The sequence below is a fragment of the Paraburkholderia sediminicola genome (assembly GCF_046027825.1).
Taxonomy (GTDB): domain Bacteria; phylum Pseudomonadota; class Gammaproteobacteria; order Burkholderiales; family Burkholderiaceae; genus Paraburkholderia; species Paraburkholderia sediminicola_D.
On record NZ_JAQQDU010000015.1, the window covers coordinates 26262 to 50537 of the forward strand.

The following is a 24276-nucleotide window of genomic DNA, read 5'->3' on the forward strand; positions in this document are numbered from 1 at the left end:
CGCAGTCGGGAATGGAGAAAACGATGAGCCTTGGACTCGTAGGTCGCAAGGTTGGCATGACCCGTATCTTCACGGCAGAAGGGGATTCGATTCCCGTTACCGTGCTGGACGTGTCCGACAACCGCGTGACGCAGATCAAGACTGTTGAAACCGACGGCTACACCGCCGTGCAGGTTGCATTCGGTACGCGCCGTGCATCGCGTGTGACGAAGCCGTTGGCCGGTCATCTCGCCAAAGCCGGTGTTCAAGCCGGTGAAATCCTCAAAGAATTCCAGATCGATGCTGCCAAGGCTGCCGAGTTGTCGAACGGCGCCGTGGTCGGTCCCGACCTGTTCGAAGTAGGCCAGAAGGTCGACGTGCAAGGCGTGTCGATCGGTAAGGGCTACGCCGGTACCATCAAGCGTTACAACTTCGCATCCGGCCGTGCATCACACGGTAACTCGCGCTCGCACAACGTGCCGGGTTCGATCGGTATGGCGCAGGATCCGGGTCGTGTTTTCCCGGGTAAGCGCATGACCGGTCACATGGGTGACGATACGGTAACCGTGCAAAACCTCGAAATCGCTCGTATCGACGCTGACCGCAAGCTGTTGCTGGTCAAGGGCGCCGTTCCGGGTGCGAAGGGTGGCAAGGTATTCGTTACGCCGGCCGTGAAGACGCGTGCCGTGAAAGGAGCGAAATAATGGAACTTAAGCTCCTGAATGCCAATGGTCAGGAAGGTGCAGGCGTTAGCGCGTCGGACGTAGTGTTCGGTCGCGATTACAACGAAGCCCTGATTCACCAGGTCGTGGTGGCGTATCAAGCGAATGCCCGTAGCGGCAACCGCGCGCAGAAGGATCGTGAGCAAGTTAAGCACACGACCAAGAAGCCGTGGCGCCAGAAGGGTACGGGCCGCGCCCGTGCCGGTATGTCGTCGAGCCCGTTGTGGCGCGGCGGTGGCCGGATCTTCCCGAATTCGCCGGAAGAAAACTTTTCGCACAAGGTCAACAAGAAGATGCATCGCGCAGGTCTCTGCTCGATCTTCTCGCAGCTGGCTCGCGAAGGCCGCATCTCGGTGGTCGACGAGCTGACGCTCGAAGCGCCGAAGACGAAGCTGCTGAACGAAAAATTCAAGGCGATGGGTCTCGACTCCGTGCTGGTGATTACCGACACGGTTGACGAAAACCTGTACCTCGCGTCGCGCAACCTCGCCCACGTGGCGGTTGTCGAGCCGCGTTACGCCGACCCGCTGTCGCTGATCTACTTCAAGAAGATCCTGATCACGAAGGCTGCGGTCGCCCAGATCGAGGAGTTGCTGTCATGAGCGAGATTCGCAAGAACGATCATCGTTTGATGCAGGTCCTGCTCGCGCCGGTGATCTCCGAAAAGGCGACGCTGGTGGCCGACAAGAACGAGCAAGTTGTGTTCGAAGTCGCGCCCGATGCCACGAAGCAGGAAGTGAAAGCTGCAGTCGAGCTGCTGTTCAAGGTGGAAGTCAATTCCGTCAACGTGCTGGTCTCGAAGGGCAAAGCCAAGCGCTTTGGCCGCTTCATGGGCAAGCGCAAGGACGTGAAGAAGGCGTACGTCTGCCTGAAGCCCGGCCAGGAAATCAACTTTGAAGCGGAGGCCAAGTAATCATGGCAATCGTTAAAGTTAAGCCGACTTCGCCGGGTCGCCGTGCGATGGTCAAGGTGGTCAACAAGGATCTGCATAAGGGCAAGCCGTTCGCACCGCTGCTCGACTCGCAATCCACGACCGCCGGCCGTAACAACAACGGCCACATCACCACGCGCCATAAGGGCGGTGGTCATAAGCATCATTACCGTGTTGTCGATTTCCGTCGCAACAAGGACGGCATTCCGGCAAAGGTCGAACGTCTTGAGTACGATCCGAACCGTAGCGCGAACATCGCGCTGGTTCTGTACGCAGACGGCGAGCGCAAGTACATCATCGCTCCGAAGGGGTTGACGGTTGGTCAGCAACTGATGTCGGGTTCGGAAGCTCCGATCCGCGCAGGTAACACGCTGCCGATCCGCAATATCCCGGTTGGTACGACGATTCACTGCATCGAAATGCTGCCGGGCAAGGGCGCGCAAATGGCGCGTTCGGCTGGTACGTCGGCGATGCTGCTGGCTCGTGAAGGCATCTACGCACAGGTCCGCCTGCGCTCGGGTGAAATCCGCCGCGTTCACGTTGAATGCCGCGCGACGATTGGTGAAGTTGGCAACGAAGAGCATAGCCTCCGTCAAATCGGTAAGGCTGGCGCGAATCGCTGGCGCGGTATCCGCCCGACGGTGCGTGGCGTTGCAATGAACCCGGTCGATCACCCGCACGGCGGTGGTGAAGGCAAGACGGCTGCAGGTCGCGATCCGGTGAGCCCGTGGGGCACGCCTGCTAAGGGCTATCGCACCCGCAGCAACAAGCGCACGACGAGCATGATCGTCCAGCGCCGTCACAAGCGTTAAGGAGTAGGCAATGGCACGTTCTGTAAAAAAAGGTCCGTTCTGCGACGCCCATTTGCTGAAGAAAGTTGAGTCGGCAGCCGCTGCGCGTGACAAGAAGCCGATCAAAACCTGGTCGCGTCGTTCGACGATTCTGCCGGATTTCATCGGTTTGACGATTGCTGTGCATAACGGCCGTCAACACGTTCCGGTGTACATCTCGGAAAACATGGTCGGCCACAAGCTTGGCGAGTTCGCATTGACCCGGACGTTCAAGGGTCATGCAGCCGACAAGAAGGCTAAGAAATAAGGGGATCATGATGGAAGTGAAAGCAATTCATCGCGGTGCCCGCATCTCGGCGCAGAAAACGCGCCTTGTGGCTGACCAGATCCGCGGTTTGCCGGTCGACAAGGCGCTGAACGTTCTGACGTTCTCGCCGAAGAAGGCTGCGGGAATCGTGAAAAAGGTTGTGCTGTCGGCGATCGCGAATGCGGAGCATAACGAAGGCGCTGATATCGACGAGCTCAAGGTAACGAGCATCATGGTCGACAAGGCTGCCTCGCTGAAGCGTTTTACCGCGCGCGCTAAAGGCCGTGGTAACCGCATCGAGAAGCAATCCTGTCACATCACTGTGACGGTCGGGAATTAAGGGGTCATACGATGGGACAGAAAATTCATCCGACTGGCTTCCGTTTGGCCGTCAGCCGCAATTGGGCGTCGCGTTGGTACGCGAACAACAACAATTTCGCGGCGATGTTGCAGGAAGACATCGGTGTTCGTGAATACCTGAAGAAGAAGCTGAAAAACGCTTCGGTTGGCCGCGTCGTTATCGAGCGTCCGGCGAAAAACGCGCGCATCACGATTTATAGCTCGCGTCCGGGTGTGGTCATCGGTAAGAAGGGCGAGGATATCGAACTGCTGAAGTCGGAACTGCAACGCCGCATGGGCGTTCCGGTCCACGTCAACATCGAAGAAATCCGTAAGCCGGAAACCGATGCGCAACTGATCGCGGATTCGATCACGCAACAACTCGAGCGCCGGATTATGTTCCGCCGCGCGATGAAGCGTGCGATGCAAAACGCAATGCGTCTGGGTGCTCAAGGCATCAAGATCATGAGCGCTGGCCGCCTGAACGGTATCGAAATCGCTCGTACGGAGTGGTATCGCGAAGGTCGCGTGCCGCTTCATACGCTGCGTGCTGATATCGACTACGCAACTTCGGAAGCGAAGACGACGTACGGCATCATCGGCGTGAAGGTGTGGGTCTACAAGGGTGACACGCTCGGCCGCAACGACGCACCGGTGGTTGAAGAAGTCGCCGAAGAAAAGCGTCCGCGCCGCAACGCACGTCCGGGTGGCGATCGCCGTCCGCGTCGCGATGGTGAAGGTGGTGGCCCGGCAGGTGCACGCCGTGGCGCTCCTCGTCGTGCTGGCGGTGCCGGCGACGGCGGGAAGACTGGAGAATAACGATGCTGCAACCGAAACGCAGAAAGTATCGCAAAGAGCAGAAGGGTCGTAACACCGGTATCGCTACCCGCGGCAACGCGGTGTCGTTCGGTGAATTCGGCCTGAAGGCTATCGGTCGTGGTCGCTTGACCGCGCGCCAGATTGAAGCGGCACGTCGTGCAATGACGCGTCACATCAAGCGTGGTGGCCGCATCTGGATCCGCATCTTCCCGGACAAGCCGATCTCGCACAAGCCGGCTGAAGTACGTATGGGTAACGGTAAAGGTAACCCTGAGTACTACGTCGCGGAGATTCAACCGGGCAAGATGCTGTACGAAATGGACGGCGTAACCGAAGAGCTGGCACGCGAAGCGTTCCGTCTGGCTGCAGCTAAGCTGCCGCTTAAGACGACGTTTATCGTGCGTCAGCTCGGCGCCTAAGGAGTAAATGATGAAGGCTTCCGAACTTCACCAGAAAGATCAGGCCGCGCTCAACAAGGAGCTGTCGGACCTGTTGAAGGCGCAATTCGGCCTGCGCATGCAACTCGCGACCCAGCAGCTCACGAACACGAGCCAGCTGAAGAAGGTTCGTCGCGACATCGCACGTGTGCGGACCGTCCTGACTGAGAAGGCGAACCAGAAATGAACGATAGCGTAAAAACCTCGCTCAAGCGGACGCTGGTCGGCAAGGTCGTCAGCAACAAGATGGACAAGACGGTCACCGTGCTGGTTGAGCACCGCGTGAAGCACCCGATCTACGGCAAGTACGTTGTGCGTTCGAAGAAGTACCACGCGCACGACGATGCAAACACGTACAACGAGGGTGACCTCGTTGAAATCCAGGAAACGCGTCCGATTTCGAAGACGAAAGCCTGGGTTGTGGCTCGCCTGGTCGAGGCTGCTCGCGTCATCTGACGCCGCAAAGTTGTAGAAGTAATTGAAATCGCAGCAAGTTTCGCTTGCAAGACCGGGATTATATGATATGATCTCGGTCTTCCCTCTTTTATGGGAGCCCCGTCGCGGGCGAAGTTGGTGGGGGAAGCGGTTCAGGCGCCAGTCTGTTCCGAAGGATTCACCGGATTGCGATGGCGGGTTTCGTTTGCCGTCGCTGCTGTTCATACCCAAGCAGCCGATTGGCTGACGGGACCAAGACTGACCGGGTACGCCATGGTGGTGTGACCGGATTAAGTTGGGAAAGATAAACCATGATCCAGACCGAAACTCGGCTTGAAGTGGCCGACAACACCGGTGCGCGTGAAGTCATGTGCATCAAGGTTCTCGGCGGCTCGAAGCGTCGTTATGCCAGCATTGGCGACATCATCAAGGTGACCGTCAAAGAAGCAACGCCGCGCGGGCGCGTGAAGAAAGGCGAAATTTATAACGCCGTGGTGGTTCGCACCGCCAAGGGCGTACGTCGTCAAGACGGCTCGCTGATCAAGTTCGATGGCAATGCTGCAGTGCTGTTGAATGCCAAGCTCGAACCTATTGGCACCCGTATTTTCGGGCCTGTTACGCGCGAGTTGCGCAGCGAACGATTCATGAAGATCGTTTCGTTGGCACCTGAAGTGCTGTAAGGAGTCGCGATGAACAAGATTCGCAAAGGTGACGAAGTTATCGTCATCACCGGCAAAGATAAAGGCAAGCGCGGCGTCGTGCTGTCCGTAGGCGAAGACAAGGTGATTGTCGAGGGTATCAACCTCGTCAAGAAGCACGTCAAGCCGAACCCGATGAAGGGTACGACGGGCGGTGTGGAAGCCAAGACGATGCCGCTGCAAATTTCGAACGTCGCATTGGTCGACGCGAATGGCAAGGCGTCGCGTGTAGGCATCAAGGTCGAGGGAGACAAGAAAGTCCGTTTCCTTAAGACGACCGGTGCTGTGCTGAGCGCCTGACGCTGCGGAGTAAAAAAATGGCTCGTTTGCAAGAGTTTTACAAAGAAAAGGTTGTACCCGGCCTCATCGAGAAGTTCGGTTACAAGTCCGTGATGGAAGTGCCGCGCATCACCAAGATCACCCTGAACATGGGCCTTGGCGAAGCGGTTGCTGACAAGAAGATCATCGAAAACGCCGTTGGCGACCTGACGAAGATCGCAGGCCAGAAGCCGGTGATCACGAAGGCACGCAAGGCAATCGCTGGCTTCAAGATCCGTCAGGGCTATCCGATCGGTGCAATGGTCACGTTGCGTGGTCAGGCAATGTACGAATTTCTGGACCGTTTCGTGACGGTTGCGCTCCCCCGTGTGCGTGACTTCCGTGGCGTGTCGGGTCGTGCGTTCGATGGTCGCGGCAACTACAACATCGGTGTGAAAGAGCAGATCATTTTCCCCGAAATCGACTACGACAAGATCGACGCACTGCGTGGGCTGAACATCAGCATCACGACAACTGCGAAGACCGACGACGAAGCAAAGGCTCTGCTCGCCAGCTTCAAGTTCCCGTTCAGAAACTGAGGTTACCGTGGCTAAACTGGCACTGATCGAACGTGAAAAGAAGCGTGCTCGCCTGGCCGCTAAGTACGCTCCCAAGCGTGCTGAGCTGAAAGCGATCATCGGCGATATGAGCAAGTCGGACGAAGAGCATTACGCAGCACGTCTGGAACTGCAACAACTGCCGCGCAACTCTAACCCGACCCGTAAGCGCAATCGTTGCGCAATTACCGGTCGCCCACGTGGCACGTTCCGTAAATTCGGGCTGGCGCGTAACAAGATTCGCGAAATCGCGTTCCGCGGCGAGATCCCTGGCCTGACCAAGGCGAGCTGGTAATAGGAGAAACGTAAATGAGCATGAGTGATCCTATCGCCGATATGCTGACTCGCATCCGCAACGCGCAGATGGTTGAGAAAGTTTCGGTGACAATGCCCTCGTCGAAAGTCAAGGTTGCGATTGCGCAGGTCCTGAAGGACGAAGGCTATATCGATGATTTCGCAGTGAAGTCCGAAGGTGCGAAATCTGAATTGAACATCGTGTTGAAGTACTACGCTGGCCGTCCGGTGATCGAGCGCATTGAACGCGTTTCGAAGCCTGGTCTGCGTGTGTACCGCGGCCGTAACGACATCCCCGTGGTCATGAATGGCCTCGGCGTGGCAATCGTGTCGACGCCGAAGGGCGTGATGACGGACCGCAAGGCGCGTGCAACGGGCGTTGGCGGCGAAGTCATCTGCTACGTCGCTTAAGGCCGAAAGGAGAGAAACATGTCTCGAGTAGGTAAAAGCCCGATCGCGCTGCAAGGCGCAGAAGTGGCCCTGAGCGACGAACGCATTACCGTCAAGGGTCCGCTGGGTACGATTTCGCAGGCTGCAAACAGCCTCGTGAAGGTGGTGAACGACAACGGCACGCTGAAGTTCGAGCCGGCTGACGAAAGCCGCGAAGCGAATGCGATGTCGGGCACGATGCGCGCACTGGTTGCGAACATGGTGAACGGCGTGACGAAGGGTTTCGAGCGCAAGCTGACGCTGGTTGGCGTCGGTTACCGCGCACAGGCGCAAGGCGACAAGCTGAACCTGTCGCTGGGTTTCTCGCACCCCGTGGTGCACCAGATGCCGGAAGGCGTCAAGGCTGAAACCCCGACGCAAACCGAAATCGTGATCAAGGGGATCAATAAGCAACAAGTTGGCCAGGTCGCTGCAGAAGTGCGCGGCTATCGCCCGCCGGAGCCCTATAAGGGCAAGGGTGTGCGTTACGCCAATGAGGTTGTGATCCTCAAAGAAACGAAGAAGAAGTAAGGGTGCGCAATCATGGATAAGACTCAATCTCGCCTGCGCCGCGCTCGTCAGACGCGTATCAAGATCGCTGAGCTGCAGGTCGCGCGTCTCGCCGTGCATCGCACGAACACGCACATCTATGCGCAAGTGTTCTCGCCGTGCGGCACCAAGGTGCTCGCCAGCGCGTCGACGCTCGAAGCCGAAGTGCGTGCGCAATTGGCTGATCAAACGGGCAAGGGCGGCAACGTCGCTGCTGCTACGCTGATCGGTAAGCGCATTGCAGAAAAGGCTAAGGCTGCCGGCATCGAATCCGTCGCCTTCGACCGTTCGGGTTTCCGTTACCACGGCCGCGTGAAAGCGCTGGCTGATGCGGCGCGCGAAGCCGGACTCAAGTTCTAAGGGAAGAATTCGTCATGGCAAAGATGCAAGCGAAAGTTCAGGCTGACGAACGCGACGACGGCCTGCGCGAAAAGATGATTTCGGTCAACCGCGTGACCAAGGTTGTGAAGGGCGGCCGGATTCTCGGTTTTGCCGCGCTGACCGTGGTTGGCGACGGTGATGGCCGCGTCGGTATGGGCAAGGGCAAGGCAAAGGAAGTGCCGGTCGCTGTTCAGAAGGCGATGGAACAGGCTCGCCGCAACATGTTCAAGGTGCCGCTTAAGAACGGTACCCTGCAACACGAAGTGCACGGTAAGCACGGCGCATCGATGGTCCTCCTCGCTCCGGCGAAGGACGGTACCGGTGTGATCGCTGGTGGCCCGATGCGCGCAGTGTTCGACGTGATGGGCGTGCAGAACGTTGTGGCCAAGAGCCACGGTTCGACGAACCCGTACAACCTCGTTCGTGCAACGCTCGACGGTCTGCGCAAGCAGTCGACGCCGGGTGATATCGCGGCGAAGCGCGGCAAGTCCGTCGAAGATATTCTGGGCTAAGGTGGACACCATGTCTGATAAAACTGTCAAGGTCCAGCTCGTCAAGAGCCTGATCGGCACCCGTGAAACGCACCGTGCAACGGTGCGTGGCCTGGGTCTGCGCCGACTCAATTCGGTTAGCGAGTTGCAGGACACGCCGGCTGTGCGCGGCATGATCAACAAGGTTTCGTACCTCGTTAAGGTCATCGGCTAAGCGGCTGACCAGGACTCAAGGAGTTGATAATGGAATTGAATAACCTGAAGCCGGCTGAAGGCTCGAAGCACGCTAAGCGTCGCGTCGGCCGTGGTATCGGCTCCGGTCTGGGCAAGACTGCTGGCCGTGGTCACAAGGGTCAGAAGTCGCGTTCGGGCGGCTTTCACAAGGTTGGCTTCGAAGGCGGTCAAATGCCGCTGCAACGTCGCCTGCCGAAGCGTGGCTTCACCTCGCTGACGAAGGAATTCGTCGGTGAAGTGCGTCTCTCTGATCTGGAAAAGCTGCCGGTCGACGAAATCGATCTGTTGGCTCTGAAGCAAGCCGGCCTGCTCGGCGAGCTGATCAAGAGCGCCAAGATCATCGCGACGGGCGAGCTGACGCGCAAGGTCGTTGTGAAGGGTCTGGGTGCGACGAAGGGTGCGCGCGCTGCGATTGAAGCAGCCGGCGGCTCTTTTGCCGAGTAACGCGCAAGTTATTTGCCGTCACTAGCATTAGCATCGGAGAAGGTACTTGGCTAACAGTCCGAGTCTCGCAAAACCCGGTCGCGGCGCGGCGAAGTTTGGCGATCTGCGTCGGCGGGCAGTGTTCCTGCTGCTGGCGTTGATCGTCTACCGTATCGGCGCGCACATTCCGGTGCCGGGTATTGACCCGGACCAGCTGGCAAAGTTGTTCCAAAGCCAGTCGGGCGGCATCCTGGGCATGTTCAACATGTTCTCGGGTGGTGCACTTTCGCGGTTCACGATTTTTGCGCTGGGGATCATGCCGTACATTTCGGCGTCGATCATCATGCAGTTGCTGGCGATTGTCTCGCCGCAGCTGGAAGCGCTGAAAAAGGAAGGGCAGGCGGGTCAACGGAAGATTACGCAGTACACGCGTATCTTTACGGTCCTGCTGGCGACGTTCCAGGCGTTCGGCATCGCTGTCGCATTGGAAAATCAGCCGGGCCTGGTGATCGATCCGGGGATGGTATTTCGGTTGACGACGGTCGTGACGCTGGTGACCGGCACGATGTTCCTGATGTGGCTGGGTGAGCAGATCACGGAACGTGGGCTGGGTAACGGTATCTCGATCATCATCTTCGGCGGTATTGCGGCGGGTTTCCCGAACGCAATCGGTGGTCTTTTCGAACTGGTGCGAACCGGCTCGATGAGCATCATCTCGGCGATTATCGTGGTTGCGCTGATTGCTGGTGTGACGTATCTGGTGGTGTTCATCGAACGCGGCCAGCGCAAGATTCTTGTGAATTACGCCAAACGGCAAGTCGGTAACAAGATTTACGGCGGACAGTCTTCGCATCTGCCGCTGAAGTTGAATATGTCGGGCGTGATTCCGCCGATCTTTGCATCGTCGATCATTCTCTTCCCGGCAACCATCCTGAACTGGTTTAGTTCGGGGTCGCGTACCAGCTGGTTCGCAGACACGTTGCACAATGTGGCCGAAGCCCTTAAGCCCGGTCAACCCGTGTACGTGTTGCTGTACGCGTTGGCGATCGTCTTCTTCTGCTTTTTCTACACCGCACTGGTGTTCAACAGCAGGGAAACGGCCGACAACCTGAAAAAGAGTGGCGCTTTCGTCCCAGGCATCCGCCCGGGCGATCAGACGGCGCGATACATCGACCGCATCCTGACGCGTCTGACGCTGGCTGGTGCGATCTACATCGTGTTTGTTTGTTTGCTGCCTGAATTTTTGGTACTGCGCTGGAACGTGCCGTTTTATTTTGGTGGAACGTCGCTGCTGATCATTGTCGTCGTCACAATGGATTTCATGGCGCAGGTGCAGTCGTACGTTATGTCGCAACAGTATGAATCGCTGCTGAAGAAAGCTAATTTCAAAGGCGGCGGCGTCCCGATGCGTTGAAAGGACTTATGGCCAAAGACGATGTTATCCAGATGCAGGGTGAAGTCATCGAAAACCTGCCTAACGCTACCTTTAGGGTGAAGCTGGAAAACGGCCATGTCGTATTGGGACACATATCCGGCAAGATGCGGATGCACTACATCCGAATCTTGCCGGGCGACAAGGTAACGGTTGAATTGACGCCTTACGATCTGTCGCGTGCGCGGATCGTGTTCCGGGCGAAGTGATTTGAAAAAAGGGTAATATCATGAAAGTGATGGCATCGGTTAAGCGCATTTGCCGCAATTGCAAGATCATCAAGCGCAAAGGCGTTGTGCGCGTGATTTGCAGCTCTGATCCGCGCCACAAACAGCGTCAAGGCTGAACGCCGCGCTTTTTGCTGCGCTTTTTGTTTGAGGAAAAACAATGGCTCGTATCGCAGGGGTTAACATCCCGAATCACCAGCATACCGAAATCGGCCTGACGGCTATTTACGGTGTCGGCCGCACGCGCTCGCGCGACATTTGCGTCGCTGCTGGTGTGGCATTTTCGAAGAAGGTCAAGGACCTGAACGACGCAGACCTCGAAAAGCTGCGTGAAGAAGTCGGCAAGTTCATCGTTGAAGGCGATCTGCGCCGTGAAACGACGATGAACATTAAGCGCCTGATGGATCTCGGCTGCTACCGTGGCGTGCGTCATCGCAAGGGCTTGCCCCTGCGTGGCCAACGCACGCGTACGAATGCCCGTACGCGCAAGGGTCCGCGTCGTGCAGCGCAATCGCTGAAGAAGTAAGCGGAACTGACAGTTACAGGAAAACGTAATGGCTAAGGCTTCGAACAACTCCGCGGCGCAACGCGTTCGCAAGAAGGTCAAGAAGAACGTCGCCGAGGGCGTGGTTCACGTTCACGCGTCGTTCAACAACACCATCATCACGATCACCGATCGTCAAGGCAATGCACTTGCTTGGGCAACGTCGGGTGGTCAGGGCTTCAAGGGTTCGCGTAAATCGACCCCGTTTGCAGCCCAGGTGGCAGCCGAATCGGCTGGCCGCGTGGCGATGGAATACGGCGTGAAGAACCTCGAAGTGCGGATCAAGGGCCCCGGTCCTGGCCGTGAGTCGGCGGTGCGCGCGTTGCATGGTCTTGGCATCAAGATCACGGCGATCTCCGACGTGACCCCGGTCCCGCACAACGGCTGCCGTCCGCCGAAGCGTCGTCGTATCTAAGACGCTGTTTTCGCTAGCGCCTGTCGCCGCCGGGGTTGAAGCCGGCGACCACAGGCTGCTTGCGCTATTGAATTGACTAAGCCCACCGTTCGACCCAAAGGGTTCGGACTAGCGCGAGTGCATGCATTCGTGTGATTAATCATAGAAGGAATCAACGTGGCACGTTATATCGGCCCTAAGGCCAAGCTGTCCCGCCGTGAAGGCACTGACCTCTTCCTGAAGAGCGCCCGTCGTTCGCTCGCTGACAAGTGCAAGCTTGACAGCAAGCCTGGCCAACACGGCCGCACGTCGGGTGCACGTACGTCCGACTACGGCACGCAGCTGCGCGAAAAGCAAAAAGTGAAGCGCATCTACGGTGTCCTGGAGCGTCAATTCCGCCGTTACTTCGCTGAAGCCGACCGCCTGAAGGGCAACACGGGTGAAAACCTGCTGCAATTGCTCGAATCGCGTCTCGACAACGTCGTGTATCGCATGGGTTTCGGCTCGACGCGCGCTGAAGCGCGTCAGCTCGTGAGCCACAAGGCGATCACGGTGAACGGCGTTGTGTCGAACATCCCGTCGATGCAAGTGAAGGCAGGCGACGTCGTCGCAGTGCGCGAACAAAAGAAGAAGCAGGCGCGTATTCTCGAAGCGCTGTCGTTGGCTGAGCAAGGCGGTCTGCCGAGCTGGGTTGCTGTCGATTCGAAGAAATTCGAAGGTACGTTCAAGAGCAAGCCGGAACGCAGCGACATCGCTGGCGATATCAACGAAAGCCTGATCGTCGAATTGTATTCGCGGTAATCGGATTAACGGCCGGGGCACCTCGATTGCGTTGCGCAAGGAGGCGTCTCGGCTGTTTATTTTCAGGTTGTTACCGGTCAGCCTTATCGGTGTAACGAGCCGAGGGTATTGAAAAGGAAAACCTATGCAAACCAGTTTGTTGAAGCCCAAGATCATCGCTGTTGAATCGCTTGGCGAGAGCCATGCGAAAGTGGTCATGGAACCGTTTGAACGCGGTTACGGCCACACCTTGGGTAACGCGCTCCGGCGCGTGCTGCTGTCGTCGATGATCGGCTACGCGCCGACCGAAGTGACGATCGCAGGCGTCGTACATGAGTATTCGACGCTCGACGGTGTGCAAGAGGATGTGGTCAACCTGTTGTTGAACCTGAAGGGCGTGGTGTTCAAGCTGCATAACCGTGACGAAGTGACGGTTACGCTGCGCAAGGAAGGCGAAGGCGTTGTCACCGCTGGCGACATCGAACTCGCGCACGATTGCGAAGTGATCAACCCGGATCACGTCATTGCGCACCTGTCGAAGGGCGGCAAGCTCGACGTGCAGATCAAGGTCGAAAAGGGCCGTGGTTATGTGCCGGGCAATGTGCGTCGTTACGGCGAAGAGTCGGCCAAGATCATCGGCCGTATCGTGCTGGACGCGTCGTTCTCGCCGGTTCGCCGCGTGAGCTACGCTGTTGAAAGCGCGCGCGTCGAACAGCGTACCGACCTCGACAAGCTCGTGATGAACATCGAAACCAACGGTGTGATTTCGCCGGAAGAAGCGATCCGTCAATCGGCGCGTATTCTGGTTGATCAACTGTCGGTGTTCGCTGCACTGGAAGGCACCGAAGCAACGGCGGAAGCGCCGTCGCGTGCGCCGCAGATCGATCCGATCCTGCTGCGCCCGGTTGATGATCTCGAACTGACGGTTCGTTCCGCGAACTGCCTGAAGGCCGAGAACATTTACTACATCGGCGACCTGATCCAGCGCACGGAAAACGAGTTGCTCAAGACCCCGAATCTGGGTCGCAAGTCGCTGAACGAAATCAAGGAAGTACTGGCGTCGCGTGGTTTGACGCTCGGCATGAAACTCGAAAACTGGCCGCCGGCAGGTTTGGACAAGTAAGTCGAGAAGTCATCCCGGGACAGAACCCGCTGCTGCACTGGCAAAGACGCGGATTTTCCTTTAAAATCCGCGTCTTGTCTTTTTTCACTACCGGCCCGTGCACTCGTCACCGTTGGGAAACCGAAGGTAGGCCGAGCGCGATAGAAGAGCTGGACCAAAACTTTGAATCGAAGGAATTAACATGCGTCACCGTCATGGTCTGCGGAAACTGAACCGCACGAGCAGCCACCGTCTGGCAATGCTCCGTAACATGTCCAACTCGTTGATCGAGCACGAAGTCATCAAGACGACGCTGCCGAAGGCGAAAGAACTCCGTAAAGTCGTCGAGCCGCTGATCACGCTCGGCAAGAAGCCGTCGCTGGCAAATCGTCGTCTGGCGTTCAACCGCCTGCGCGATCGTGACTCGGTCACGAAGCTGTTCGAAGTCCTCGGCCCGCGTTACGCTACCCGTCCGGGCGGCTACCTGCGCGTCCTGAAGTTCGGCTTCCGCGTCGGCGACAACGCACCGATGGCACTGGTCGAATTGCTGGACCGTCCGGATGTCGAAGAAGTTGAAGTGCAAGAAGCTGAATAAGTTTTTTAGCATCGAAGAAAAAGCCAGGCGCCAAGCCTGGCTTTTTTGTTTCTGGCGGCGGAGTTGAGCCCCGTACTCCAATCATCGCGGCCAAATGCCGCACGTTCGCCGCGGGCGCTTCAGCGGCACCACAGCGGCGCTGCAAGGCTAGGTGATACGATATCGGCACTTGAATCGTGCCTGTCCGGAGCCTGTGTGAGCCTGAATGTGACCTTGATTTTGACCACGGTACCGGATGCCGCCGTTGCTCAGAAGCTCGCGGCGGGCGCACTGGCCGCGCGACTGTGCGCCTGCGTCACGCAGCTAGGCACTGTGCAGTCCAGCTATCACTGGCAGGGCGCGATCGAAACGGCGCAAGAGATCCAGTTGCTGTTCAAGACGAGTGCGGTACGCGCGCTTGAACTCGAGCAGTACATCCAGGCACACCATCCCTACGACACGCCGGAAATCCTCTCGTGGCAAGCTACGGCATCGGTCGCGTACGGCCAGTGGATCACTGCTGAAACCCAACGTCCTCTCCATGTTTAACGGTCTTAATCGGCGTGCGCGTCATGCGTTGCGCGTAGTCTTTTTCCTGCTCGGTTGCCTGATCTTCGCTCAGCTCGGCACGCTTGCGCACGCCGCGGACGACTTCCTCGATCCCGCCGCCGCCTTCAAATTCAGCGCGACAGAGAAGCCCGGCGAAGTCGACGTCACCTACAAGATCGCGGACGGTTACTACATGTACCGGGAGCGCTTCGCGTTCGCGACCCGCAACGGCACGACGACGATCGGCGAGCCACAATTGCCGGCCGGCCACGTAAAGTTCGATCAGACCTTCAGCAAGAACGTTGAAACGTATCGCAATGAGTTGACGATCCGCATCCCGGTGAAACAGGCCCAGGGGCCGTTTGACCTGGTTGTCACGTCGCAGGGCTGCGCCGATGCCGGCATCTGCTATCCGCCGATGGAGCGCGTGTATCACGTGAGCGGCGAGGCTTTGCAGCCAGCCGACAGCGCCGCGACCACCGCCTCTACGCAACCATCCGCAGGAGCCGGTGTCTCGTGGTATGAGCGTGCCACCAGCGCCGATTACGCCCAGTCGCTACTGCAAGGCGGCGGCTTCTTCGCGATTATCGGGCTTTATTTTTTGGCGGGCGCCGTACTCAGTCTGCTGCCGTGTTCGTACCCGATGATTCCGATTCTGTCGGCGATCATCATCGGTGAGGGCGCGCGGGTGACGCGTGCTCGCGGCCTTGCGTTGTCGCTGGCGTATGTGATCGGTATGGCGCTCGTGTACACGGCGCTTGGCATTGCGGCTGCGCTGGTTGGGCAGAGCCTGGGCGCGTGGCTGCAGAACCCGTGGGTGCTCGGTACGTTCGGCGTGCTGCTGACCGTTTTCGCGCTGACCCTGATCGCGGGCTTCGATATCGCGTTGCCGCAGCGCTGGCAGGAAGGCGTGTCGCGCGCGTCGACGGGGCGTTCCGGCGGCAAATTTGCCGCGGTGGCTGTCATGGGCGCGCTGTCCGCGTTAGTGGTCGGCGCTTGCATGACAGCGCCGCTCTTTGCCGTGCTGGCGTTCATCGCGCACACAGGCGACGCGTTACTCGGCGGCGCGGCGCTGTTCTCAATGGGACTCGGTCTCGGCGTGCCGCTTCTGATCATCGGTCTTGGCGCCGGTACTTTGCTGCCGCGCGCCGGCGCGTGGATGGACGGCGTCAAGGTGTTCTTCGGCGTGGTGCTGCTTGCGGCCGCCCTGTGGATTGTCTGGCCGGTGCTCGGTGCGACAGCGACCATGCTGTTGAGCGCGTTGTGGCTGCTGATCGCCGCGGCAGGACTCGGTCTTTTCTCGGCCCCAGCCGCGGGCGCGTCGGTGTGGCGCCGGCTCGGCCGTGGAATCGGCGCGGCGCTGGCAATCTGGGCGGCGGTGCTGCTGGTAGGCCTCGCTGCGGGCTCGTCCGATCCGCTGCGTCCGCTAGCTGTATTGGCGGCGCGCGGCGCTGGGGAGGCTGGCGTGGCCAATGCCGCCAATAAGTCGAATACGGCGTCACAGAGCGATCTGACGTTCGCTTCGGTTCGTTCCTCGGCCGAGCTCGACGAGGCCGTCAAAACGGCTGCGCAGCCCGCTATGCTCGATTTCTACGCAGACTGGTGCGTGAGCTGCAAAGAAATGGAGAAGTTCACGTTCAGCGATCCGCGTGTCCAGGCGAAATTGAAGCAGATGAACCTGCTGCGCGCCGACGTCACCGCGAATAACGCCGACGATCAAATGCTGCTCAAGCGTTTCAGCCTGTTTGGGCCGCCTGGCATCATCTTCTTCGATCAAGGTGGCAAGGAAGTGTTGCGCGTCGTCGGATACGAGTCTGCTGACAAGTTCTTGCGCACCCTCGATCGCGCGAGTGCGCCTGGGGCGTAACGGAAAGTGATTCGCCTGCCTGAGCGCGCCAGGAAACGCGCGCCGACGCGCCCGTAAAAGGCGCCCGCCGGAACAAGCATAAAAAAACGGAGGCACGACTTAAGTCGCGGCCCCGTTTTTTCAGCTTTGAGAAGACAGGTGTCGCCGACAAAGCGACACCTTAGATCACTTCTGCGCGCGCAAAATCCGAGCGGCATCCAGCGCGAAGTAGGTCAGCACGCCATCCGCGCCTGCCCGCTTGAACGCCAGCAGCGACTCCATCATCGCCTTGTCGTGATCCAGCCAGCCGTTCTGCGCGGCCGCTTTCAGCATGGCGTACTCACCGCTCACCTGGTACACGTAAGTCGGGAACTTGAACTCGTCCTTCACGCGACGCACGATGTCCAGATACGGCATGCCTGGCTTGACCATCACCATATCCGCGCCTTCTTCGATGTCCGCTTGCACTTCACGCAGCGCTTCATTCGAATTGGCCGGGTCCATCTGGTAGGTCATCTTGTTGCCCTTGCCGAGATTCGTCGCGGAACCGACGGCATCGCGGAACGGGCCGTAAAACGCCGACGCGAACTTGGCGGAGTAGGCCATGATGCGCGTGTGGATATAGCCCTCGCTCTCGAGCATTTCGCGGATCGCGCCGATGCGGCCGTCCATCATGTCCGAGGGCGCGACGATATCGACGCCCGCTTCAGCTTGCGCGCGCGCCTGTTCAACCAGGATCTCGACGGTCTCGTCGTTGATCACATAGCCGGCCTCGTCGAGTACGCCGTCCTGGCCGTGACTCGTGTACGGGTCGAGCGCGACGTCCGTGAGTACGCCCAGATCGGGGAAATGCTTTTTCAGTTCGCGAACCGCGCGCGGGATCAGGCCCGCCGGGTTGGTCGCTTCGCGGCCATCCGGCGTTTTCAGGGAGGGCTCGATCGCCGGAAAGAGCGACAGCACCGGCACGCCCAACTCGACGCATTGCTCGGCCACGCCCATCAGCAGATCCACCGACACGCGCTCGACGCCCGGCATCGACGGTACGGCCTGCCGCACGTTGGTGCCTTCGACGATGAACACGGGGTAGATCAGATCGTTGGTGGTGAGGATGTTTTCTCGCATCAGGCGGCGCGAGAAGTCGTCACGGCGCATGCGGCGCGGACGGAAGTGCGGAAAGAAGCTCATAAACGAATCGAAGATCGTGGATGTGTGGAGTGGACACATAACGCCTGCCTCCGCTCCCGGAAACTTTTCGAGACAATGGTATATCATACCGATCGAGCAAGGCGCCCTGCGCTGACCTCCCCGCTTCTCCTCCCTGAGCGGGTGCCTGTCGTTTTTTCGATTAGGCTGTTTGACCCGCCGTTAAAGCGGCGGGTTTTTTTATGGGCGGCCGAAATGGGGCTTGTACCCCGGCTGACAGGCGCCGTTGCGCTTATTGCGGCGCGTCTTCTTCGCCCTTTGCGTCGGGGATCAGCCAGCTTTCGATCAGCTCGTGCGCCTCGTCGATTCCGATACGCTTGAGCGCCGAAAACAGCTGCGCGGTCAGTTCGCCCTGGTAACCGTTGGCGCGATATTCGGCCAAACCCTTCTGCGTCGCGCGCAGCGCATTCACACTTTCCTGGCGCGTCAATTTGTCGCACTTCGTCAGCAGCGTGTGGATCGGCTTGCCGGTCGGGGCGAACCACTCGATCATCCGCCGGTCCAGATCCGTCAACGGGCGGCGCGAGTCCATCATGAGGATCATGCCGCGCAGTTGCGAGCGCGACTGCAGGTAGGTGGAGAGCAGCGCTTCCCAGTGAGCCTTGGCTGCGCCCGGCACTTCCGCATAACCGTAGCCCGGCAGGTCGACCAGGTGCGCAGTCGGCTCATCCGCCTTGCCCACCGAGAAATAATTGATGTGCTGCGTGCGGCCCGGCGTCTTACTGGCGAAGGCGAGGCGTTTCTGATTGCACAGAATATTGATGGCCGTCGACTTGCCCGCATTCGAGCGCCCAGCAAAGCAGATCTCGGGTTGCGCCGTGGCCGGCAGATCACGCAGGTGATTGACGGTCGTGAAAAAGCGGGATTGGTGGAGCAGGAAGGAAGACATGATCAGGCCAGGATTCGAGACGCCGGGGAACCCGGAGTGGGGACGGGTCAAGCCCGACTGGCGTCTTAGCGATTAGCGAGTTATTGTACAATACGATGGTTTACTGAAAACCTGAGGGGGCCAGCCCGCGTGCCTTGGCGGCTCTTAGCGGTCAACTCAGTCGCTGTCGTATCTTGCAAAACCTCTAAAATCCCACAAGACGAGACAGGGTGTGCGAATGAATCGACTGTGCAAGACTCTGATGGTGCTTCAAGTAGCGGCAGGTCTTTCAGGTTTGGCAATTCAGGCACGAGCAGCAGATCCGGCAAAGCCGGACGTCAATCGGGGGCAGGCAATCGCGGTGCAGGTTTGCGCGTCATGCCACGGTGCTGACGGCAACAGTGCTGGCGGTGCGTATCCGAAGCTGGCGGGTCAACATCCTGAGTATCTCGTCAAGCAGCTCATGGATTTCAAGACGCAACCGGGCGCCAAGCAGCCAGCGCGCAACAATGCGATCATGGCGGGCATGGCTGCCGCGTTGTCCGATCAGGACATGGTCAACGTCGCAGCCTATTTCGCGACGCAGACCCCGAAGCCAGGCTATGCGCATAACAAAGACACCGTCCCGCTCGGTCAGAAGATTTATCGTGGCGGTATTGCGGACAAGGGCGTGCCGGCGTGTGCAAGCTGCCACGGGCCGACCGGTCAGGGGATCCCGTCGCAGTATCCGCGTCTGTCGGGGCAGTGGGCCGAATACACGGTGGCGCAGTTGACCGCGTTCACGCAAGGTCCGGGCGCACGTAATAACAATGAGGCGATGCACGCCATTGCATCGCGTCTGTCGGACAGCGAAATCAAGGCTGTAGCCGATTACATCGCGGGCTTGCATTAAGAAGCCCGCACGCAAGTGCAACCGGTCCAGCGAGGCCGGTACAAAACAAGAAAAGGGTGAGGGCGTCGTGTCCACGACAGCCCTTCACCCTTTTTTGCTGTTCAGTCGGAGTATGAATGAGTGTCACCACGTCGGGTTTGCAGTCGAAGTCGGGCAATCGCATCACGCGCAGCATCATCGAAGTATTGAGTTCGATGCGTTTCGCCATTGCGCTGCTCGTGATTCTGTCGATCGCCAGCATCATCGGCACCGTCCTCACGCAGGACGACCCCTATCCCAACTACGTCAATCAGTTCGGGCCGTTCTGGGCGGACATCTTCCGTTCGCTGAGCCTGTACACGGTGTACAGCTCGTGGTGGTTCATGCTGATTCTCGGCTTTCTGATGGTGTCGGTGTCGCTGTGCGTGATCCGCAATGCGCCGAAAGTGGTCGCGGACGTCAAGAGCTGGAAGGACAAGGTCCGCGAAGGCAGCTTGCGCGCGTTCCACCACAAGGGCGAGTTCGCGGTGCACGGTACCCGCGCGCAGACCACGGCGGTGCTCGCCAAGCTGTCGGCCAAGCTCGGCTACAAGTTCGTTACACGTGAGTCGGACGGTGCAACACTGATCGCCGCCAAGCGCGGCGCGCTGACCAAGTTCGGCTACATCTCCGCGCATATTGCGATTGTGGTCATCTGTCTGGGTGGTCTGCTCGACAGCAATCTGCCGATCAAGCTGCAAATGTGGCTGTTCGACAAGTCGCCGATCCGCGCCAACACGGTGATCAACGACATTCCGCCGGAACATCGCCTGTCGCAATCGAACCCGACTTTCCGCGGTTATGCATGGGTGCCGGAAGGGCAGCATGTGTCGACGGCGATTCTGAACCAGCCGGACGGCTCGCTGATCCAGGACCTGCCGTTCTCGATCGAGCTGAACAAGTTCATCGTCGACTATTACTCGACCGGCATGCCGAAGCTGTTCGCCAGCGACATCGTCGTGGTCGACCATAAGACGGGCGCACGTGTGCCGGCACGCGTCGAAGTGAACAAGCCGTTCACCTACGACGGTGTGTCGATCTACCAGTCGAGCTTCCAGGACGGCGGCTCGCAGATGCAGATGACCGCGTACCCGATGTCAGGCGCGAGCGCGAAGACCGCGCCGTTCGGCGGCACGATCGGCAGCAACGCGCCGTTGAGCACGGCTACGCCGCTGGCCGACGGCCAAACGGTCGAATTCACCGATTTCCGCGCGATCAACGTCGAAAACATCTCCAATGGCAGCGGCCAGAACGATGCTCGCGGCGTCGCCGCGCATCGCACGCTGAAAGAAGCGTTCGACGAACGCCTCGGCTCCGGTGCCAAGACCTCCAAGCCGCTCGATCTGCATAACGTTGGCCCGTCGGTGCAGTACAAGGTGCGCGACAAGGACGGCCAGGCGCGCGAGTACAACAACTACATGCTGCCGGTGGATGTAGGCGGCGAAAAGATGTTCCTCGCCGGCATGCGCCTGAATCCGGACGACCCGTTCCGCTACCTGCGTATTCCCGCCGACACCGGCGGGACTGTCAAGGAATGGATGAACCTGCGCGCCACGCTTGAAAATCCGGCCATGCGCGCCGCGGCCGCCCATCGTTTCGCGCTGCGTTCGGTGCCCGGCAATGCCGAACTGCAGCAGCACCTGGAAGAAAGCGCGCTGCGTGTCCTGACCCTGTTTGCTGGTGCGGACAACAGCATCAAGATGCCGAACGGGCAGGTGGTCGGCGGTTTCCAGGCGATTGCCGGTTTCATCGACCAATCGGTGCCGAAGGGCGAGCAGGAAAAGGCTGCGGGTCTGCTGCTGCGCATGCTGGAAGGCGCGACGTGGGATATGTGGCAACTGTCGCGTGAGCAGTTGGGCGAGCCGGATGCGCAGCCTAATGCGGACGCCAGCCGCTTCATCCAAAGCTCGATCAATGCGATATCTGACAGCTTTTTGTATGGTTCGCCGGTCTATTTACAGCTCGACTCATTCAAGCAGGTGCAAGCTTCGGTATTTCAGTTGACGCGCGCGCCGGGCAAAAAAGTCGTGTATCTTGGCAGCCTGCTCCTCGTGTTGGGCATCTTCTCGATGTTCTACGTCCGCGAACGGCGCCTCTGGTTCTGGCTTAAAGATACCGATCACGGCACGAATGTCGTGATGGCGATGTCGAGCGCGCGCAAAACGCTCGATTTCGAGAAGGAGTTCGTCCAAACGCGCGACGCAGTTGGTGCCGCGCTGGGCGCCAAACTCACCGAAGCACCCGACGCCTCCGGCAATGCCGGCGCGCCGTCCGCACGCTCACAAGATTCGAACCGGTAAGATCATGGACTTGACTCAGGTTTCCTCATCCTCTTCTTCGTCAGCTTCGCGGCCCAACAGGGCGTTCGCGAGCGAGACACTCAACGTCGCGCAGTATGACGAGCGGCCGTTTCTGAAGCGGCTCGGTGTCGTCGACTGGCTGTTCGCCGTCGTGATGGTCGCGGGGGCCGGGTTCGCGCTGTCGCGCTATCACCCGTTCATGAATTACTACGACAAACTGGTGCTGTGCCTGGCGGTGCCGGTGTTCATCGTGCTCGGCTGGCGCTGGAAGCCCGTGCGCCCGCTGATGGCCGCTATTGCGGCGCTGTCGCTGCTGGCGATTCAGATCTATCACGGCGATCTCAGCCGCGCGGATACCGCGTTCTTCCTCAAGTATTTCCTGTCGAGCCAGTCCGCGATTCTGTGGATGAGCGCGCTTTTCGTGTTCGCCACCGTCTTCTACTGGATCGGCTTGTTGTCCCGTTCACCGACCGGCGCCGCGATCGGTTCGAAAATGACGTGGGCCGCGGTGGTGATGGGCTTCGTCGGTTTGATGGTGCGCTGGTACGAGTCGTACCTGATCGGCGCGGACGTCGGCCATATTCCAATTTCGAACCTGTACGAAGTGTTCGTGCTGTTCAGCCTGATCACGGCGCTGTTCTATCTGTACTACGAGCAGCACTACAACACGCGTGCGCTCGGCGCCTTCGTGCTCCTCGTGATCGGCGCGGCGGTCGGCTTCCTGATGTGGTACTCGGTCGCTCGCGACGCGCAGCAGATCCAGCCGCTGGTTCCCGCGCTGCAAAGCTGGTGGATGAAGATCCACGTGCCGGCTAACTTCATCGGTTATGGCAGCTTTGCGCTGTCGGCGATGGTCGGTGTCGCGTATCTGGCGAAGGAGCGCGGCGTGCTGGCGGACCGCCTGCCGCCGCTCGATGTGCTCGACGACCTGATGTACAAGTCGATCGCCGTCGGCTTCGCGTTCTTCACGATCGCAACGATTCTCGGCGCACTGTGGGCCGCTGAAGCATGGGGCGGTTACTGGAGCTGGGACCCGAAGGAAACGTGGGCGCTGATCGTCTGGCTGAACTACGCGGCCTGGCTTCACATGCGCCTGATGAAGGGCCTGCGTGGTGCGGTGGCCGCATGGTGGGCGCTGACCGGCCTGCTGGTCACGACGTTCGCGTTCCTCGGCGTCAATATGTTCCTGTCGGGGCTGCATAGTTACGGCAAGCTGTAAGATCTGCCGTTCTGAGCCGACTAAGAACCGCCGCGTGCTTCGCACCGGCGGTTTTTTTACGTCTGGTGGAATATTCGCTGCATCCACGGTGTTCGGTAGAGCAGTACCTAAGGATGGCTGGGCGAGTAGCTAGACGAGTCGATCATCAATATGGCCCCGTAAGATAGACAACCCGATGGGCCGGCAAGGAGCAGCACGATGTGGATCAAGCGAAGCGACAGAACGCAACTCATTGGCGACGACATCGCGCGCAGCGAAATCACGCCGCAGCGCGTCTTCGAGAACCGGCGGCGCGTATTGCAGGCGGCCGGCGCGTTAGCGCTCGGCAGTCTGATCGGGGTGAATGGCGAAGCGCTGGCAGCGTATTCGTCGCCGGATCCGAAGGCGCAGAAGCTCGCCGCGAAGACCAACGCGAAGTTCGTTGCGCTCGACAAGATCACGCCGTACAAGGACATCACCACGTACAACAACTACTACGAGTTCGGCACCGACAAAGCGGATCCCGCGCAGAACGCCGGTACGTTGCGCCCGCACCCGTGGAAGGTGAGCGTCGAGGGCGAAATCAAGAATCCGAAGGTGTATGACATCGACGAATTGCTGAAGCTCGCGCCGCTTGAAGAACGCGTGTACCGGTTGCGTTGTGTCGAAGGCTGGTCGATGGTGATTCCGTGGATCGGCGTGCCGCTCGCGGAGTTGATCAAGCGTGTGCAGCCGACCGGCAACGCTAAATACGTGCAATTCATCACGCTCGCCGATCCGTCGCAAATGCCCGGCCTCTCGACGCCGGTACTCGACTGGCCGTACACCGAAGGCCTGCGGATGGACGAAGCGATGAATCCGCTGACGCTTTTGACGATGGGCCTCTACGGCCAGGTGCTGCCAAATCAGAATGGCGCGCCGATCCGGGTGGTGGTGCCCTGGAAGTACGGCTTCAAGAGCGCGAAGTCGCTGGTGAAGATCCGCTTCCTCGACAAGCAGCCGCCGACCAGCTGGAACACGTACGCATCAAACGAATACGGCTTTTATTCGAACGTGAATCCGAACGTCGATCACCCGCGCTGGAGCCAGGCAACCGAGCGGCGCATCGGCGAAGACGGTTTCTTCACCCCCAAACGCAAGACGTTGATGTTCAACGGCTACGGCGATCAGGTCGCGTCGCTGTATCAGGGCATGGACCTGAAGAAAAACTTCTGA

At 59.3% G+C, this 24276-nt stretch carries 36 protein-coding genes; 34 read left to right on the forward strand and 2 right to left on the reverse strand.

What is annotated here, in order from left to right; all coding sequences use genetic code 11:
• Window positions 1-23: 23 nt before the first annotated feature.
• The 30 genes from rplC to dsbD all read left to right on the forward strand — a co-directional run bounded on the left by rplC (window position 24) and on the right by dsbD (window position 16603).
• Window positions 24-683 (forward strand): 50S ribosomal protein L3, encoded by a 660-nt coding sequence (gene rplC, locus PQQ96_RS10690; protein ID WP_073431863.1) that lies wholly within the window; start codon window positions 24-26, stop codon window positions 681-683.
• Window positions 683-1303, forward strand: coding sequence for a 50S ribosomal protein L4 (gene rplD / locus PQQ96_RS10695; protein ID WP_408291475.1), 621 nt, complete (start codon window positions 683-685; stop codon window positions 1301-1303). Before rplC ends, rplD begins: the two co-directional genes overlap by 1 nt.
• Window positions 1300-1614, forward strand: a complete 315-nt coding sequence (rplW, locus tag PQQ96_RS10700) for a 50S ribosomal protein L23 (RefSeq protein ID WP_007180135.1) — start codon at window positions 1300-1302, stop codon at window positions 1612-1614. Before rplD ends, rplW begins: the two co-directional genes overlap by 4 nt.
• Before the next feature lie 2 nt (window positions 1615-1616).
• A complete protein-coding gene (gene rplB / locus PQQ96_RS10705) occupies window positions 1617-2444 on the forward strand; it encodes a 50S ribosomal protein L2 (protein WP_169487532.1) in 828 nt (275 codons plus the stop codon).
• Window positions 2445-2454: 10 nt separating this feature from the next.
• Complete coding sequence (gene rpsS / locus PQQ96_RS10710) at window positions 2455-2730, forward strand: 30S ribosomal protein S19 (protein WP_054036552.1); 276 nt, start codon at window positions 2455-2457, stop codon at window positions 2728-2730.
• Window positions 2731-2737: 7 nt separating this feature from the next.
• Window positions 2738-3070 (forward strand): 50S ribosomal protein L22, encoded by a 333-nt coding sequence (gene rplV / locus PQQ96_RS10715; protein ID WP_197070230.1) that lies wholly within the window; start codon window positions 2738-2740, stop codon window positions 3068-3070.
• 11 nt (window positions 3071-3081) lie between these two features.
• Complete coding sequence (rpsC, locus tag PQQ96_RS10720; protein WP_011490053.1) at window positions 3082-3888, forward strand: 30S ribosomal protein S3; 807 nt, start codon at window positions 3082-3084, stop codon at window positions 3886-3888.
• A gap of 2 nt (window positions 3889-3890) precedes the next feature.
• Window positions 3891-4307, forward strand: a complete 417-nt coding sequence (gene rplP / locus PQQ96_RS10725; RefSeq protein WP_007180131.1) for a 50S ribosomal protein L16 — start codon at window positions 3891-3893, stop codon at window positions 4305-4307.
• 10 nt (window positions 4308-4317) lie between these two features.
• Entirely contained in the window at window positions 4318-4512 is a 195-nt protein-coding gene (gene rpmC, locus PQQ96_RS10730; protein ID WP_007180130.1) for a 50S ribosomal protein L29, read from the forward strand.
• On the forward strand, window positions 4509-4781 hold the full coding sequence (rpsQ, locus tag PQQ96_RS10735; RefSeq protein WP_007180129.1) for a 30S ribosomal protein S17: 273 nt from the start codon (window positions 4509-4511) through the stop codon (window positions 4779-4781). The genes rpmC and rpsQ overlap by 4 nt, the downstream gene beginning before the upstream one ends.
• A gap of 290 nt (window positions 4782-5071) precedes the next feature.
• Window positions 5072-5440 (forward strand): 50S ribosomal protein L14, encoded by a 369-nt coding sequence (gene rplN, locus PQQ96_RS10740; protein WP_006052212.1) that lies wholly within the window; start codon window positions 5072-5074, stop codon window positions 5438-5440.
• A 9-nt stretch (window positions 5441-5449) separates the two neighbouring features.
• Window positions 5450-5758, forward strand: a complete 309-nt coding sequence (rplX, locus tag PQQ96_RS10745; RefSeq protein ID WP_028199569.1) for a 50S ribosomal protein L24 — start codon at window positions 5450-5452, stop codon at window positions 5756-5758.
• A gap of 17 nt (window positions 5759-5775) precedes the next feature.
• A complete protein-coding gene (gene rplE, locus PQQ96_RS10750; protein WP_006052214.1) occupies window positions 5776-6315 on the forward strand; it encodes a 50S ribosomal protein L5 in 540 nt (179 codons plus the stop codon).
• 7 nt (window positions 6316-6322) lie between these two features.
• Window positions 6323-6628, forward strand: coding sequence for a 30S ribosomal protein S14 (gene rpsN / locus PQQ96_RS10755; RefSeq protein ID WP_006052215.1), 306 nt, complete (start codon window positions 6323-6325; stop codon window positions 6626-6628).
• Window positions 6629-6642: 14 nt separating this feature from the next.
• A complete protein-coding gene (rpsH, locus tag PQQ96_RS10760; protein ID WP_006052216.1) occupies window positions 6643-7038 on the forward strand; it encodes a 30S ribosomal protein S8 in 396 nt (131 codons plus the stop codon).
• 18 nt (window positions 7039-7056) lie between these two features.
• Complete coding sequence (gene rplF, locus PQQ96_RS10765) at window positions 7057-7587, forward strand: 50S ribosomal protein L6 (RefSeq protein WP_074281989.1); 531 nt, start codon at window positions 7057-7059, stop codon at window positions 7585-7587.
• 12 nt (window positions 7588-7599) lie between these two features.
• Window positions 7600-7965, forward strand: coding sequence for a 50S ribosomal protein L18 (gene rplR, locus PQQ96_RS10770; protein WP_006052218.1), 366 nt, complete (start codon window positions 7600-7602; stop codon window positions 7963-7965).
• A gap of 14 nt (window positions 7966-7979) precedes the next feature.
• On the forward strand, window positions 7980-8498 hold the full coding sequence (rpsE, locus tag PQQ96_RS10775; protein ID WP_006052219.1) for a 30S ribosomal protein S5: 519 nt from the start codon (window positions 7980-7982) through the stop codon (window positions 8496-8498).
• Between the two features lie 10 nt (window positions 8499-8508).
• Complete coding sequence (gene rpmD / locus PQQ96_RS10780) at window positions 8509-8691, forward strand: 50S ribosomal protein L30 (protein ID WP_028199571.1); 183 nt, start codon at window positions 8509-8511, stop codon at window positions 8689-8691.
• Between the two features lie 29 nt (window positions 8692-8720).
• On the forward strand, window positions 8721-9155 hold the full coding sequence (rplO, locus tag PQQ96_RS10785; RefSeq protein WP_408291478.1) for a 50S ribosomal protein L15: 435 nt from the start codon (window positions 8721-8723) through the stop codon (window positions 9153-9155).
• Between the two features lie 46 nt (window positions 9156-9201).
• Window positions 9202-10548: a preprotein translocase subunit SecY gene (gene secY / locus PQQ96_RS10790; RefSeq protein WP_408291480.1), complete on the forward strand. Its 1347-nt coding sequence runs from the start codon at window positions 9202-9204 to the stop codon at window positions 10546-10548.
• Between the two features lie 8 nt (window positions 10549-10556).
• Complete coding sequence (infA, locus tag PQQ96_RS10795; RefSeq protein ID WP_004521905.1) at window positions 10557-10775, forward strand: translation initiation factor IF-1; 219 nt, start codon at window positions 10557-10559, stop codon at window positions 10773-10775.
• Window positions 10776-10795: 20 nt separating this feature from the next.
• Complete coding sequence (gene rpmJ / locus PQQ96_RS10800) at window positions 10796-10912, forward strand: 50S ribosomal protein L36 (protein WP_004199844.1); 117 nt, start codon at window positions 10796-10798, stop codon at window positions 10910-10912.
• 41 nt (window positions 10913-10953) lie between these two features.
• Window positions 10954-11319: a 30S ribosomal protein S13 gene (gene rpsM, locus PQQ96_RS10805; protein ID WP_012434566.1), complete on the forward strand. Its 366-nt coding sequence runs from the start codon at window positions 10954-10956 to the stop codon at window positions 11317-11319.
• Window positions 11320-11347: 28 nt separating this feature from the next.
• Window positions 11348-11752 (forward strand): 30S ribosomal protein S11, encoded by a 405-nt coding sequence (rpsK, locus tag PQQ96_RS10810; RefSeq protein ID WP_006052224.1) that lies wholly within the window; start codon window positions 11348-11350, stop codon window positions 11750-11752.
• Between the two features lie 156 nt (window positions 11753-11908).
• Complete coding sequence (gene rpsD, locus PQQ96_RS10815) at window positions 11909-12532, forward strand: 30S ribosomal protein S4 (protein WP_027800372.1); 624 nt, start codon at window positions 11909-11911, stop codon at window positions 12530-12532.
• A gap of 124 nt (window positions 12533-12656) precedes the next feature.
• Window positions 12657-13634: a DNA-directed RNA polymerase subunit alpha gene (locus tag PQQ96_RS10820; RefSeq protein WP_006052226.1), complete on the forward strand. Its 978-nt coding sequence runs from the start codon at window positions 12657-12659 to the stop codon at window positions 13632-13634.
• Between the two features lie 181 nt (window positions 13635-13815).
• Complete coding sequence (rplQ, locus tag PQQ96_RS10825; RefSeq protein WP_408291482.1) at window positions 13816-14208, forward strand: 50S ribosomal protein L17; 393 nt, start codon at window positions 13816-13818, stop codon at window positions 14206-14208.
• 195 nt (window positions 14209-14403) lie between these two features.
• Window positions 14404-14736 (forward strand): divalent-cation tolerance protein CutA, encoded by a 333-nt coding sequence (gene cutA / locus PQQ96_RS10830; protein ID WP_408291484.1) that lies wholly within the window; start codon window positions 14404-14406, stop codon window positions 14734-14736.
• The gene (gene dsbD, locus PQQ96_RS10835; protein ID WP_408291486.1) at window positions 14729-16603 is read left to right on the forward strand and encodes a protein-disulfide reductase DsbD; all 1875 of its coding nucleotides are present in this window, start codon (window positions 14729-14731) and stop codon (window positions 16601-16603) included. The genes cutA and dsbD overlap by 8 nt, the downstream gene beginning before the upstream one ends.
• A gap of 165 nt (window positions 16604-16768) precedes the next feature.
• Here the strand turns inward: dsbD and hemB are convergent, their stop codons facing one another.
• Window positions 16769-17767, reverse strand: coding sequence for a porphobilinogen synthase (hemB, locus tag PQQ96_RS10840; RefSeq protein ID WP_408291488.1), 999 nt, complete (start codon window positions 17765-17767; stop codon window positions 16769-16771).
• A gap of 250 nt (window positions 17768-18017) precedes the next feature.
• Window positions 18018-18674, reverse strand: coding sequence for a ribosome biogenesis GTP-binding protein YihA/YsxC (yihA, locus tag PQQ96_RS10845; RefSeq protein ID WP_408291490.1), 657 nt, complete (start codon window positions 18672-18674; stop codon window positions 18018-18020).
• A 217-nt stretch (window positions 18675-18891) separates the two neighbouring features.
• Between yihA and PQQ96_RS10850 the strand changes: the two genes are divergently transcribed.
• From PQQ96_RS10850 to msrP, 4 genes are all read left to right on the forward strand, one after another.
• On the forward strand, window positions 18892-19545 hold the full coding sequence (locus tag PQQ96_RS10850) for a c-type cytochrome (protein ID WP_408291492.1): 654 nt from the start codon (window positions 18892-18894) through the stop codon (window positions 19543-19545).
• A gap of 116 nt (window positions 19546-19661) precedes the next feature.
• On the forward strand, window positions 19662-21863 hold the full coding sequence (locus tag PQQ96_RS10855) for a cytochrome c biogenesis protein ResB (protein WP_408291494.1): 2202 nt from the start codon (window positions 19662-19664) through the stop codon (window positions 21861-21863).
• A gap of 4 nt (window positions 21864-21867) precedes the next feature.
• On the forward strand, window positions 21868-23082 hold the full coding sequence (gene ccsB / locus PQQ96_RS10860; protein WP_408291496.1) for a c-type cytochrome biogenesis protein CcsB: 1215 nt from the start codon (window positions 21868-21870) through the stop codon (window positions 23080-23082).
• Window positions 23083-23280: 198 nt separating this feature from the next.
• Window positions 23281-24276 carry a protein-methionine-sulfoxide reductase catalytic subunit MsrP gene (msrP, locus tag PQQ96_RS10865; RefSeq protein WP_408291498.1) on the forward strand — a complete coding sequence of 332 codons (996 nt, stop codon included), beginning with the start codon at window positions 23281-23283 and terminating at the stop codon, window positions 24274-24276.

What these genes read in the sequence shown, in the direction of transcription:
- rplC (WP_073431863.1), top strand. Translation starts at nt 24, where the DNA reads ATGAGCCTTGGACTCGTAGGTCGCAAGGTTGGCATGACCCGTATCTTC.
- rplD (WP_408291475.1), top strand. Translation starts at nt 683, where the DNA reads ATGGAACTTAAGCTCCTGAATGCCAATGGTCAGGAAGGTGCAGGCGTT.
- rplW (WP_007180135.1), top strand. Translation starts at nt 1,300, where the DNA reads ATGAGCGAGATTCGCAAGAACGATCATCGTTTGATGCAGGTCCTGCTC.
- rplB (WP_169487532.1), top strand. Translation starts at nt 1,617, where the DNA reads ATGGCAATCGTTAAAGTTAAGCCGACTTCGCCGGGTCGCCGTGCGATG.
- rpsS (WP_054036552.1), top strand. Translation starts at nt 2,455, where the DNA reads ATGGCACGTTCTGTAAAAAAAGGTCCGTTCTGCGACGCCCATTTGCTG.
- rplV (WP_197070230.1), top strand. Translation starts at nt 2,738, where the DNA reads ATGATGGAAGTGAAAGCAATTCATCGCGGTGCCCGCATCTCGGCGCAG.
- rpsC (WP_011490053.1), top strand. Translation starts at nt 3,082, where the DNA reads ATGGGACAGAAAATTCATCCGACTGGCTTCCGTTTGGCCGTCAGCCGC.
- rplP (WP_007180131.1), top strand. Translation starts at nt 3,891, where the DNA reads ATGCTGCAACCGAAACGCAGAAAGTATCGCAAAGAGCAGAAGGGTCGT.
- rpmC (WP_007180130.1), top strand. Translation starts at nt 4,318, where the DNA reads ATGAAGGCTTCCGAACTTCACCAGAAAGATCAGGCCGCGCTCAACAAG.
- rpsQ (WP_007180129.1), top strand. Translation starts at nt 4,509, where the DNA reads ATGAACGATAGCGTAAAAACCTCGCTCAAGCGGACGCTGGTCGGCAAG.
- rplN (WP_006052212.1), top strand. Translation starts at nt 5,072, where the DNA reads ATGATCCAGACCGAAACTCGGCTTGAAGTGGCCGACAACACCGGTGCG.
- rplX (WP_028199569.1), top strand. Translation starts at nt 5,450, where the DNA reads ATGAACAAGATTCGCAAAGGTGACGAAGTTATCGTCATCACCGGCAAA.
- rplE (WP_006052214.1), top strand. Translation starts at nt 5,776, where the DNA reads ATGGCTCGTTTGCAAGAGTTTTACAAAGAAAAGGTTGTACCCGGCCTC.
- rpsH (WP_006052216.1), top strand. Translation starts at nt 6,643, where the DNA reads ATGAGCATGAGTGATCCTATCGCCGATATGCTGACTCGCATCCGCAAC.
- rplF (WP_074281989.1), top strand. Translation starts at nt 7,057, where the DNA reads ATGTCTCGAGTAGGTAAAAGCCCGATCGCGCTGCAAGGCGCAGAAGTG.
- rplR (WP_006052218.1), top strand. Translation starts at nt 7,600, where the DNA reads ATGGATAAGACTCAATCTCGCCTGCGCCGCGCTCGTCAGACGCGTATC.
- rpsE (WP_006052219.1), top strand. Translation starts at nt 7,980, where the DNA reads ATGGCAAAGATGCAAGCGAAAGTTCAGGCTGACGAACGCGACGACGGC.
- rpmD (WP_028199571.1), top strand. Translation starts at nt 8,509, where the DNA reads ATGTCTGATAAAACTGTCAAGGTCCAGCTCGTCAAGAGCCTGATCGGC.
- rplO (WP_408291478.1), top strand. Translation starts at nt 8,721, where the DNA reads ATGGAATTGAATAACCTGAAGCCGGCTGAAGGCTCGAAGCACGCTAAG.
- infA (WP_004521905.1), top strand. Translation starts at nt 10,557, where the DNA reads ATGGCCAAAGACGATGTTATCCAGATGCAGGGTGAAGTCATCGAAAAC.
- rpmJ (WP_004199844.1), top strand. Translation starts at nt 10,796, where the DNA reads ATGAAAGTGATGGCATCGGTTAAGCGCATTTGCCGCAATTGCAAGATC.
- rpsM (WP_012434566.1), top strand. Translation starts at nt 10,954, where the DNA reads ATGGCTCGTATCGCAGGGGTTAACATCCCGAATCACCAGCATACCGAA.
- rpsK (WP_006052224.1), top strand. Translation starts at nt 11,348, where the DNA reads ATGGCTAAGGCTTCGAACAACTCCGCGGCGCAACGCGTTCGCAAGAAG.
- PQQ96_RS10820 (WP_006052226.1), top strand. Translation starts at nt 12,657, where the DNA reads ATGCAAACCAGTTTGTTGAAGCCCAAGATCATCGCTGTTGAATCGCTT.
- rplQ (WP_408291482.1), top strand. Translation starts at nt 13,816, where the DNA reads ATGCGTCACCGTCATGGTCTGCGGAAACTGAACCGCACGAGCAGCCAC.
- dsbD (WP_408291486.1), top strand. Translation starts at nt 14,729, where the DNA reads ATGTTTAACGGTCTTAATCGGCGTGCGCGTCATGCGTTGCGCGTAGTC.
- hemB (WP_408291488.1), bottom strand. Translation starts at nt 17,767, where the DNA reads ATGAGCTTCTTTCCGCACTTCCGTCCGCGCCGCATGCGCCGTGACGAC.
- yihA (WP_408291490.1), bottom strand. Translation starts at nt 18,674, where the DNA reads ATGTCTTCCTTCCTGCTCCACCAATCCCGCTTTTTCACGACCGTCAAT.
- PQQ96_RS10850 (WP_408291492.1), top strand. Translation starts at nt 18,892, where the DNA reads ATGAATCGACTGTGCAAGACTCTGATGGTGCTTCAAGTAGCGGCAGGT.
- PQQ96_RS10855 (WP_408291494.1), top strand. Translation starts at nt 19,662, where the DNA reads ATGAGTGTCACCACGTCGGGTTTGCAGTCGAAGTCGGGCAATCGCATC.
- ccsB (WP_408291496.1), top strand. Translation starts at nt 21,868, where the DNA reads ATGGACTTGACTCAGGTTTCCTCATCCTCTTCTTCGTCAGCTTCGCGG.
- msrP (WP_408291498.1), top strand. Translation starts at nt 23,281, where the DNA reads ATGTGGATCAAGCGAAGCGACAGAACGCAACTCATTGGCGACGACATC.